General features: G+C 40.3%; 7 protein-coding genes. All 7 read right to left on the bottom strand.

The annotated features are described in order from the left end of the window. Nucleotides 1-6 precede the first annotated feature (6 nt). Nucleotides 7-939 (bottom strand): arginase family protein, encoded by a 933-nt coding sequence (locus BPR_RS04615; RefSeq protein WP_013280298.1) that lies wholly within the window; start codon nt 937-939, stop codon nt 7-9. Then, on the bottom strand, nt 936-1,709 hold the full coding sequence (locus BPR_RS04610; protein ID WP_143754264.1) for an adaptor protein MecA: 774 nt from the start codon (nt 1,707-1,709) through the stop codon (nt 936-938). Before BPR_RS04610 ends, BPR_RS04615 begins: the two co-directional genes overlap by 4 nt. A gap of 348 nt (nt 1,710-2,057) precedes the next feature. Beyond that, nucleotides 2,058-2,696 (bottom strand): sortase, encoded by a 639-nt coding sequence (locus BPR_RS19645; protein WP_013280296.1) that lies wholly within the window; start codon nt 2,694-2,696, stop codon nt 2,058-2,060. Between the two features lie 227 nt (nt 2,697-2,923). Next, entirely contained in the window at nt 2,924-4,021 is a 1,098-nt protein-coding gene (locus BPR_RS04600) for a Cna B-type domain-containing protein (RefSeq protein WP_042256554.1), read from the bottom strand. Nucleotides 4,022-4,032: 11 nt separating this feature from the next. Continuing rightward, nucleotides 4,033-4,896, bottom strand: coding sequence for a class C sortase (locus BPR_RS04595; protein WP_013280294.1), 864 nt, complete (start codon nt 4,894-4,896; stop codon nt 4,033-4,035). A gap of 197 nt (nt 4,897-5,093) precedes the next feature. Further along, nucleotides 5,094-6,566: a SpaA isopeptide-forming pilin-related protein gene (locus tag BPR_RS04590; protein WP_013280293.1), complete on the bottom strand. Its 1,473-nt coding sequence runs from the start codon at nt 6,564-6,566 to the stop codon at nt 5,094-5,096. Nucleotides 6,567-6,664: 98 nt separating this feature from the next. Beyond that, the gene (locus tag BPR_RS04585) at nt 6,665-11,818 is read right to left on the bottom strand and encodes a Spy0128 family protein (RefSeq protein WP_013280292.1); all 5,154 of its coding nucleotides are present in this window, start codon (nt 11,816-11,818) and stop codon (nt 6,665-6,667) included. Nucleotides 11,819-11,845: the final 27 nt, after the last annotated feature.

Here is an 11,845-nt window from a genome sequence, read left to right as displayed (position 1 = left end):
GGAGTCCTACACTGTATCCAAATGATCAAGAACCCTCTCAAGTATCTCCCCATTAAAGGCATCATTCCCAGCAATCGCCTCATCCACATTTATGCCCTCCTGCTCAGGAGCACATTCTCCGCAGATATCTACACCTATAACTTTTTTCTCGTCAAAAAACCTGTCTATAGTAGCCAGCAATTCGCTAACTCTCATCTCCCCCTGATCCCAGTTTGTTGTAATCTCATCAGGGGTAACAACATCTTTATCCACAGAAATATAAACCGGAAACTGTGTTTCAGGAAGAATCACGCATTTTTTCAAATCATCTATATCATCATAATCATTGCAACTTGCAGATTCACCGTCAACTCTTTTCTCATGCACGTCAGAACCATTGAAGTAATAGTCTCTTCTACAAATCACATCATAGACATCATAAAAATGAGCTCTTTCCCTCACATCATCAGGAAGCTCATCAATTAGCTTTCTGTCAGCACCAATTATATGAACATCCCTGATATTGGGATTGTTCTCAAGAGCATATAACACCCAGCCTCCGCAGGATAATATATCTCCAAACATCGGTGGCTGCATGTCCGGGTGGTGATCAAACACGACAAGTGAAAACGGCTCTTTGACCTGCTCGAGCATAATTGCGGACATGTAATGATAATTGCCATTATCGATAAAATGGATTTCATCTGCTCCGATTCCGTGTTGACGGATTTCACTTCTGATCTGGCTCATGGCTCCATCATCACACATACAGTTCGTGCCGGAAACCGCAGAAAAATCGACCATCTCAACTCCTGCTCTATTTCCTGTTTCGCATGAATCTGAATCATCAACACATGGTTCTTTCTCTATATCACAAGAAATAGAGCTTTTATCATCACGATAAAAGCTCTCCTTGTTATAGACATTAGTAAAATTAAATATCGAAACTTTTTTCTTCATCTAGCTAAATCTGCCAAGTGAACTATGGCATCTTCTCCAATCAGACAATCTCCGTGCTCAGCTATGAACATGGCTTCAGGGGAATTAACGGTCAGCATCTGAGAGTACTCAACTCCTGCCCTTCTCATTTCATAAATAATTCCCTCATCAGCAGTCATAAGCCCTGCAAGCATATAAAAGCGTCCCTGATACTTGTACAGAACTGAATCCACAATCGGAAGTCTCTGAACAACCTTGGAAAATCTCTCTGCTTCCTCGAGTGCCTCGAACTCCATCATATATCTGGCATATTCTGAAATTGGCTGATAAACAGCTTCAGCTCCCTGCGCCGGAATATCCGGTTCAAGCTCTCTTCCGTAAATTCTATTTATAGTATCTGTTACGTTAGTGATAACCTCATTAAGCGCAACACCCTTCTCTCTTCCGGTCTTGGACTTGATATCGTCCACCTTCTCCTGAGTCAGCATCTTGAGAACAGTCTCTGCTGCTCCGCGAATACGGTCTGTTGCCTTCTGAATATCTTCATTACTCATCTTAACAGCAAAAATACGAACACTTCCATCCATCATCATATTCTTGCTCATCATCATAACCTCAGTTTCAGGATTATAATCGAGCTGCGCTCCAACCTCTTTATTGAGCTGGGCAAAGAAAGATGAAGTGTTCTCAGCGCCATTTATAACTGCCTCTGGAGTAAGACCAATCTCATGAAGTTCTGATGCAGCGATACTACATTCTACAGTTGTCTCATTCATTTTTACTATAATCACTACGCATCAACTCCTCTCCCTGGAAATCCGCTGCGCGAGAGCCACATCCTGTGTCTCCTATATGAGCGCAACGACAACTTGCTCCTTCTGTACACATTATATCATGAATTTTAGCACTGTCCACTCGAGAGTGCTAATTCTTTTCCAAAGGCTACTAAAAATGTATTCTTTTCTAACCTAATTATACCAAAAAACGTAGAATTCTTAATCAAATTTGTATATCCAATGTATTAAACTATTATGAACTACATTACAGAACAAAGAGTCGCTGCGACTCTTCCGCGCCCTAGCTCCTAATATATAAAAAAAGGCAGCGGGGAAATAATCCTCGTTGCCATACTAATCATTTTATTTTCTGATATGCTTACTCTTCTCTGCCGCATCCAGAACGTCAGGAGCTGATCCGATTTCGGTAACTTCACCGGTTGCTTCACATCTGATCGTAACTCTGTTTGCACCACCTATTGTACAGGTAAAGAGTGTCAGATCCCAATCGCCTGATTCCATCTCTTCAATATCCGTAGCGCCAAGTGTCTCCATATTGGAAACCTTGAAGTAATAGCTGATACCGTTCATATCTGTCACGATAACATCATCACCGGAATTAAGCTGATTCAGCTTGCCAAAATGTTCTTCATAATTGTGGCCGCAAATGATCAGATCATTCTCATAAACAGATCCCTTATATCTGCAGACCGCATATTTGGCATCCTTCTTATCCCATTCATTCTGAACCGGTAAAAGAAGTCCCAAAGAAGGAATCTCAACGGTTCCAATAAAGCTATGACCGTCTACATCTACAACAGGCATGTCTCCGCTCGCTGCAAAAACAGTATCAGGAATCTGGGCAATAACACCGCCTAAAAGCTCATCAGATGCGCTTCCTGCCTGCTCATTTTCTATTAGATTGTTTCTGATGATAAATACTGCCAGGAATATGCAGGCTGCTCCCATCAGAATATATAAATATCCTACTAGCTTCTTCATAAATGATGCCCTTTTCTCTTCTATCCTTGCGGATAATCTACAATAAGCTGCAAATCCTTTTACTGCTTAATGTAAAATGCATCATACCCTACAGACATTTTTTATCCCCAAATCTGTAGCTCCCTATTTCTTTTTCTATTTCTTTTTCTTTAATTATCCGAAAATCTGTAACTAAAAAACTTTTCTTGAAGATTTACTTCTTCGCTTATCTGTTTTCTTAAGCAATATCAGGCTTCTCTGCTCTTCTTGATTCCCCTTACAATAAGCAGAATTCCAACGATAACCAGTACGGGAAGCGGCCACCAAAGCTGTCCTGTCTGAGGAAGTCTCCTTGCTCCAAGAACAGCAGGAAGGTTATCTCTTACTGCTCCAAGTACTTCCGGAAGGCTTGGCAAACCTGGTGTCTCACTTGGAGTATCGGGTGTACCAGGTGTCTCAGGAGTTTCAGGTGTATCCGGAGGAGTCTCAGGTGGATTATATGTATTGGTGATCCTAAATGTATTGCCGCCTTGTTCAAGCGAAACGGTGTATCTTCCTGTTACATGCTCTGAAATAGTCCATACATGGCCCTCCATGTAAGTCCAGGAATATCTCCAGTTATTGGATGCACTAAGTGTTACTGTCTTATATTCAGCGCCATCACAGTAGAGTGTAACTGCAATTGATGATGGTCTTGCTGACTCGTATCCTGCATCATTCCAGGACTTTAATACTTCGTAGGAAACATCCTTGGGAAGCATTGTAATCTTACATTTAACCCTTGCAACAAGCGCATTTACAGGATTCACCCACTCATCGTTCTCATCAAGCCCGGGTACAGAAATCATAAATGGGTCAAAAGAGTAGATACAGTCATTAGTATTTTTTACAACAGGACCTACATAATACAGTCCCATATCAATTCCGCTAAAATGAGCATTTCCTTCGCTATCTGTCGTGATGGAAGCGCTCGGCCAGATATTGTTCTGATAAATGAATCCCCCAATAACTGAGGCAATCTGTTTCCATATCTTCTGATCATTTATCTTATTGATATCAGTAACAGGGAAGTTACCAATATTGGAATAAGTATTCCAGAGCTTAAACTCTCCGTTTGGGCTAATATCTGCAACCTTGTAGATACTGACCTTAACCCCTGTTATAGGGATTATCTTATCGCTGTTCTCCGCCTCGTATGAGGTATACTGCAGTGTCATATCTCCGGGCTGGGTTGTATCAATAAGGCCTCTTGCATTTACCTGCATTGGCAAACACAAGGTTATCACAAGCACCATTGCTAAAAGAGCCGAAATATTAAGTTTTCGCCACGCAAATTTTTTATTCATAAAATGCTTCCTCATTTATGCGGCTTACTGTCAGCTTTCTTTCTATTTCTAAACCACTTGGATGTCATCACCAAGTAAACTATAAAAGCGATTACAAGTACCGGAGCTGCTATAAAGGGTGCTACTATCAGATTACCATATCTTGTAGCATCTGCCGGAACAATAATCTTTGTTTCTTCATTATAATCAACACGCTTTGCTCTTACCAGGAGCCTGTGAGTATTTACACCATAAGGTGTGCAGGTCACGAGCGTGACGTAGTCTTGGTCATTATCTATTGCCAAACCTTGAACTTCTTCCGGCAATACAATTGTTATCTGATCCACCTGATATGCAAAGGTCTGATCCATTATGTGTAAAAGAAATGTATCTCCCACTATCATCTGGTCAAGATCAGAAAAAAGTTTTGAGGACGGAAGTCCTCTGTGTCCTGAAAGCACTGCATGAGTGCCTATAGTTCCTGTAGGGAAGGACGTTCCTTCCAGATGTCCTATTCCCACCTGAAGAACAGATTCTTCTGTTCCGTGGTATATAGGAAGGTTTACTCCTATATTTTCAATTTCTATAAATCCCATGACTCCTGTCCCTGTGGGATCAAGAATCCTGTTGTATTCCTGAAGCTCCTCTTCATTTAAAGAAAGCTTCATTGGCTTACTTGCAAGCTCTTCGTTATACTTCCGGGCTTCCTGCCAAAATCTGGTATAATCTTCTTCTGATACTGATTCAAGAGCCGTCTGGTAATTTGTAATGGCTCTGCTCTGGTGTTTGGAATTAATATAGTTACTCACTGACGGATAAAGAAAAATCGCAAGCCCTACCAAAAATATGACTCCGAATATTATGTTTGGTATTTGTTTCTTAAACTTCTTATTCATCCTACTTCCATCAGTACTAACTTGGCAAATCCTGTAAAAAAAGCACAGATTACATGATCATTTCAATTAGTGCTCTTTTTAAATCAATCCTGCATTTTCCAAAAGAAGCTATAAAGCCCTTTTGGAAAACACAGTAAACAAGATTCAAATTCTAATTCTTATTATTTATAAACAAAACCTTTTCATCCACGGGTCAATCACTCTGCCTGAGCTTTTCTGCGAAGCATGAAATATGCAAAAGCTGCTGCGATGAGTACTCCACCAACAATATAGAAGCTTGTTGTACCAATTCCACCTGTTGAAGGAAGGATTGAACCTGTCTTGTTAACTACTACAAATTCTGCTGCAGGTACATCTGCATTGTTAACCTTAGCTGCCTTACGATCTGTAAGTCTGTTGTAACCAGCTGGAGCTGCAGTCTCTTCGAAATAGTAATCACCGTTCTTAAGGCCCTTAACTACGATAACACCTGTCTTACCTGTTACCATCTCAACGCCCTGAACATTATTCTGAACTTCCTCAGCTGTAAGAACACGATATACATTGTCTAATTCTGATGTAGCATCGCCTGTTCCTGAAACAAGTACTACAGGAATCTCATCTTTTCCGTTCTGTGAAGCATAGAGCCTAAAGTGTGCATCAGCAAGAGAATTTCCGGCTTCATCTGTCTTCTTAAGTGAAATGCTGTAGTTTCTAACCTTTGTTTCATCTGTACCAAGTGTATCGCCATTATTATCAGTAAGAACTACCTTGTTGTCCTGAACATTATCAAGTGCTTTTTCATTGATAGTTGCAGTATATGTGATCTCATATGATGCATTTGATTCATAGAGGAATTCACCTGCTGCATTTACAGTAGGAAGCTTAATTGTTGTAACCTGTCCATCATAGTTAACTTCAGCAGTTACCTCAGAACCATTAACCTTAACAACAACGTCCTTATTAGGTGTAAGTCCTTCTGACATTGTATCTGTAAACAGAAGGAATGTTACCTTCTTATCTTTATTGTACTGAGTTACTGTACCGGATACTTTGTAATTAACTACCTTGCCAACAAGCTGTGTAGGAAGAGTATCTTCTACAGCAGGGTTACCATTATATTTCCAGGTAATACCTCCATCAACGCTTTCAGTCTTATCAATAGTTGTTTCCTGGTTCTTATCAATTACAGTCTGGCTTGGAACTGCACTTGTAATAGTAACCTCTGATCCAAGCTGTGAAGTGATGTAATAGTAACCAAATCCAAGTCCTGTAAATGTAAGTGCTTTACCTGTTCCCGGTTTGCTTGCTACAGCTACTCCAAAGTTAGCAGCATTTTCTTTGATGAAGTTTGTAACATCTGTATCTAATGTGTTAGCTTTTCTAACGACGTTATAACCACCATTGTATGCTTTTACCTCAAATGGGCTACCAGCTCCCTGAAGAGCAGCAAGGAAAGCTTCGTTTGATCCATCGTAGCTATATGCAACTTTAACAGGGTCAGAGCCCTCTACATATGTTGCATCAAAAACCTTATAAAGGCTGTAATCTTTGCCTTCTGTCGTGTTGCTGATAGTAATAGTTCCTGTTGTCTCTGCTGCCTTAGCTGTTACGTCACCTGTACCAAATGCCATTGTAAGGGCAAGTGCGCTGGCAACAATTCCAGTCAAAATCTTTTTAAGTCCCTTCATTTTTCCTCTCCTTTGAATCTTGCGTTTTTTCTTTTTTTGTTATATCCGGTGCAAATGAGCACCTGTTTTAAAATCTTGACGATTTTATAACCACTGTTTCAGGCTCTATTTCTTTTGCCAAGGAATAACATTCCCACAAATGCAAATAGTATAAGCCCAAATCCTGCTGCCGTAAACGGCATTGTTCCACTTCCTCCTGTTGAAGGAAGTTCATTAGCATATGTTGTCTTGTTAGTAATTGTTACTGATCCATAGTCAATTCCGCCATTGGTGATCATAGAATAGCCGGTATCCTTGACCTTGGTTTTACTTACTTTGATTTGCTTCTGTGAATTTCCATCGTATGTTCCCTTCACAGACTGATCACTTGAGCTGTATGAATATGAGACTTCGTAAGTAAATAGGTACTCATCAGGCTCTTTGACACAATACTCATATGTCTCGCCATTCTTATCCATAAGCGGAAGGTTTTCTATTGTCTGTGTCCAACCATTTTCATCGGACAACTGAATAGATGTGCCTTCGTATATCTTCCAGGATGACTTCTTACCTGACGCCTTCACCGTTCTCTGCCAGATCTGCAAAGTCAGCGGTGAATGTCCGCTTTGATTAATCTGTCCGTCACTGTCAATCCATACTTTGTTAACTGTAAGTCTGCCTTCCATAGTGTTGTTAAAGGCAACATCCGCACCAGAGCCCTTACTATAGTCAATCTTGAACTCAAGCTGATCAGGCTTTTCAGTGTCTGGATCCTTGAGAAGATACAGCTCGCACTCTGCAACTACATTCTGGAAGTCTGCATCTGCAGCATATATAACATCTGCTCCCAGATAGAAGAAATCCTCTGTAACTACTGTCTGACCATTTTCTACGAACTTTCCACCTATATTATGTTCCGGTATAGGATGTGTTAACTTATCGCAGTTGTACCTCTTGGTAAACGTAGTGTATTTTTTGGATACTACCACTTTGACATAGTAGGTTCTTGTGTCATATTTAACGCCATCTATTTCAGTATTATTCTCAGTTATCGTATAATAATAGGTTCCCTCATATCTATAAGGTATTGAACTAAACTGAGCCACAGCAGTGTAATTGCCTGTCTTACTGTCATAAGTAGCATCCTTACCGGTAACTGTAATTGTATTTCCTTCTTCCGGCATAGGAATGTGATCTCTGTCAATCTTTACTTCATGGCCTTCTGAATCATGAACATTTTCACTGCGATCCGCAGCAATAGTAAATTCAAATGCCATGTTTTCTGACCAGACACTTCCTGCAAAGTTCTTGGTAACCTGAATTGGTCCTATCGGACTACTGTAGTAGTTACATACCTGAACTGTCTGAACTGCGCCGCCTACCTTGACATTAGTAGGTGGGAAGTCGCTCTTGCCGTTAAGGTCACGGGAGAATACTTTTCTATAATTATCCCCGCCTGATCCATATTGCCATACACCAGGTTCTTCATCATCAATGGTCACATCATATTTAGTGACTCTGCACATCTTCTCACCGTCAAGTACGGTGCTGGTATTAGTGTCAGGATTATAAGTAAACGTCTTACCATCTGCGACTTCTTCTACAGAATATAGTCCGGAAGGAAGGCCTTCTATAGTCCACTGGGCACTCTGGTTGTATGTTACAAGATACTTCTTACCATTTTGTTTGTGAGTCTTGCTGTCATACTCATAAGCATAAGCGGTGTCCGTGTGATCCTTTTTATTACCAATAAATCCATCAAGAACAATGTAATTACCTGTGTCATTATTGGTGATACGGAATATTACAGTATCCAAAAGAGCTGTTCCATCAGTAGCATCTCTCACAACCTTAGAACCAAATACGTTCACAACCATCTTGTGAATTCTGAGCATTGTTGCCTTTGAATTGGTATTGAAGAATGCAACCTTGCCGTATTCCTTGCCCTTAGATTTCTCTTTTTCCGGTTTGATCCTGTATTCATCCGAATTATATGTACCATCAATAGTTCCGGACTTGATCATAGAATCTACGCCTTCTTCAGGCACTCTGTAATAATTTATCTCATCAATTACGCGAGTTACATTGCCCCAGACATCCTTCTTAGGATAATACTTAACCTTGGCAAGTATACCTGTTTTATCCTTGGTGTAATTACCCTTAGTATCATTCTCTGTCAAAAGGAAGAAATAATCTGTTTTATTGTCATAGTGCATTGCAAGTTCTTCAAGCGGATTAGCTACTGAATACTTGATTACTTCGCCATCATTATGAAGATTATTTGCCAGAACATACCATTTATTTGTGGATGGATTTAAGTACCTGACCGTAAAATCAAATATTTCGTTTCCATCAGGTTCAACATCGTTGACATACTTATTAGCTTTGATCTCAAAAGGAACTATTTCCTCACAGCCCTTATTAGTTACAGTAACTGCAGCAGATGCATCAAGATAAGTTCTGATATCCATCTTATGAATTTCACAGGTCTTGATTACCTGATCGGCTATTACTGTTCCGCTATAGGATCCTGTAAGCTTGACATTTGTCAGCGGAGCAATAAGCGTTCCGGACATAATGTTTGCAGTAATGTCACCTTCATAAGGAACGTAATCACCTGCATAGTTCTTTTGCACAAGATTGACTATTACATGGTTGGCAGCCTGACTCCAATCTCCTGCTCCTTGTCCGTTATATGTGAACTTATCGAGTGTATAATTTGTAGCACCGGTAAGATCTACATTTATAACAAGAAGAGTATTATCATCAAGCTTAAAGCCTGTATTTACTGCATAGTTCCTGGGATCTTTTTCATTCTTGAAGTACTTGGTACTAAGGTCTGTCATCAAATTACCATATGACTTGGTACCAACTATATTAACTACCTGTACTCCATTAGATGATTTTGTATAAGCCAGCTTCTGTGAAGCAGTATAAGCAGCAAGACGCATATTCTGCACGCTTACCGGCATGGAACTATTACTGTAATCAGTTCTGACGTAGTTAGTCCATCCGTAACTTCCGTCAGGCTTCATTCCATAAACCTGATTCTGATAGTACGTAATTCCAACATATGAATTCCATCCTGTAGGATAGTAGATCGTCGCACCATCAACTTTTTCTATAATATCTTCTGCCTTATATCCGTTAAGGCCCACGCTCTCAACATAGTTATCAGCAAAAAATCCAACGGCATCAGCAGGAGCTTCTATAGAATCACCGCCATAGCTTACTGTATATGAACCACAGATTTCACCGTCCATAACAGCCTGCCCCTTCTCATCGAGCTCATAGATATATAATCTTGGATACTGACCGCCTTTTAAAAGATCAGTGTAATTACCAATGTATTTACCCGTACCGGTCTCATCAGTCTTTATGGTAAACTCTGTTCCGGCAATCTTATTTTTACCCTTAACATCTGAGAAGGCTGCGAAGTTAAATGTTCCAACCTTAGGAGATCCCTCAACCTTCTTTTCTACAGAAATAATAAACTCATCAAGACTCTGATAAACCTTAGTGGAAATACCAACTGTGTAATTCTGAATGTTAGAAATACTGCCTACAGCAATATTGGCTTCACTGTGATTATTCTGTCCATCGTAGTGGTTAGCAACAACGCCAAAGTAGGTCGAATCTCCAAGCCACTTTACAATTTCCTTGGCTGTATAAGTCTGATTTCCTTCCCAAGTCTCGTCAGTACTTCGCGTAATTGCTCCATACATTGAGAATGCCTGTGCTTCAAAAGAGATAGTATCTTTATTCTCACCAAGTTCAACGTTGCTATCTCCAAGAACTTCTACAGAAATATCACTGGCTGAAATCTCTGTTGCATCACTTGTAGCATTGACATCCTTCATTACTTCTTCTGAAACAGGAAGGTGTACCAGTGAAACGTCTTCTGAGTCTGTTGTTCCAAGTCCGTCAGAAATCTGATTATTCTTAAAGCTTATAGAAACTGAAACAGTGCCGTCTTTAGGCTCATATTCAATTTCTTTAAGCATAAATGCAATATCAAAAAGAACTACATTGTTCTCATCATATGTTGTCTTTGCTTCATCACCATTTGCCTTGGCGATTTCCTCTGCACTTTCATTAAGAGCATCGATATAAGCACTGTAATTGTATCCGTTTGTGCTCTTATCTACAGTCTTAACTGAAAGCTCTACTCCATCCGGAAGAATTCCCGGTTTGGAAAGCTTGACCATAACAGTCACTTCATCGTTTTGGTATGTAAAGCTCTCCTTGGTATTAGCTGCCGCATAACTAAATGTTATTTCCGCATCTTTTTTGATTTCTATTACTTCACCTTCAGATGTTGTAGCTTCATAATAGGTATAAGCTTTCTCCGTGCCTTCATCAGATGCATCATCGCTTGCAGCGAATGCAGAAGCATCATCTGTACTGCTCTCCTTAGCGCCGGCATCTTCTGAACTATCTTTTCCTGCCTGGTCGGAGACCTGAGCTATTCCGGTCTTTTCTACTATGCTGACAATCTTCTTGTCGTCAAGTCCGGCTTCTAAATAATAGTAGTTCTCAATTACCTTATAATCCTTGTTTAGATCAAGAGATTTCTTATCCTCTGTATTTTGTAAAAGAACTTCTTTTTCCGCTATTTCTTTTCCCTCAGCATCAACATATCTTGCTGTGAGAGTTACATTCTGTATATCATCAAGGCTATCAACCTTGTCCTTGACATTCTTGTCAGATGAGGCGCTTGATGCTGCATCTGCACTTTCTAATGAAGAAGCACTTGTTGAAGCATTGGAACTATCCTCTGATGAAGCACTTCCGGAAGCATTTGACTTATCTTCTGATGAAGCGTTTGAAGAGGCATCTGAAGCTTCCCCGGATGAAGCTGAGTTTGCTTTATCAGCGTTGGCCCCAGTTTCATCCTCCGGAATGACTTCAACAATTTCCTCCCATGTTTTAGATGTATCACTCTTATCCGGGTCCCCGTCACCCAGCTGTGTTACATCTACGGTAGTAACCCCGTCAGATGAATTTTCTACCGCTTTATCTGCTTGAGCATCAGACTCTTTAGTCTTCATCTGCTCAATAAGACCCATTTCATAATCAGAATCTGCTGTTTCCAGGACTAGACCTACCTTTTGGGCTCCATCTTCTGTCATCGCCGTAGCCGGCTTATTCAAAAGATAAAGTGTAACCGTTCCTGTAAAAAGAGAAAGGCACAGCGCAAAAGCAAGCCATCTTTTCTTGTTGCGGTGTTTCTTTATGTAGTTTTGTGCGCGATTCTCATCTGTTATGCGCATGTCAACTCACCTCTAATATTGAAAAAT

Origin of the sequence: Butyrivibrio proteoclasticus B316, from assembly GCF_000145035.1 — a bacterium.
GTDB lineage: Bacteria > Bacillota > Clostridia > Lachnospirales > Lachnospiraceae > Butyrivibrio > Butyrivibrio proteoclasticus.
This window is presented reverse-complemented; position numbering and strand designations above follow the sequence as displayed.

Bases quoted from the DNA above. Each gene is read 5' to 3' on its own strand.
- BPR_RS04615 (WP_013280298.1), bottom strand. From the start codon at position 939: ATGAAGAAAAAAGTTTCGATATTTAATTTTACTAATGTCTATAACAAG.
- BPR_RS19645 (WP_013280296.1), bottom strand. From the start codon at position 2,696: ATGAAGAAGCTAGTAGGATATTTATATATTCTGATGGGAGCAGCCTGC.
- BPR_RS04600 (WP_042256554.1), bottom strand. From the start codon at position 4,021: ATGAATAAAAAATTTGCGTGGCGAAAACTTAATATTTCGGCTCTTTTA.
- BPR_RS04595 (WP_013280294.1), bottom strand. From the start codon at position 4,896: ATGAATAAGAAGTTTAAGAAACAAATACCAAACATAATATTCGGAGTC.
- BPR_RS04590 (WP_013280293.1), bottom strand. From the start codon at position 6,566: ATGAAGGGACTTAAAAAGATTTTGACTGGAATTGTTGCCAGCGCACTT.
- BPR_RS04585 (WP_013280292.1), bottom strand. From the start codon at position 11,818: ATGCGCATAACAGATGAGAATCGCGCACAAAACTACATAAAGAAACAC.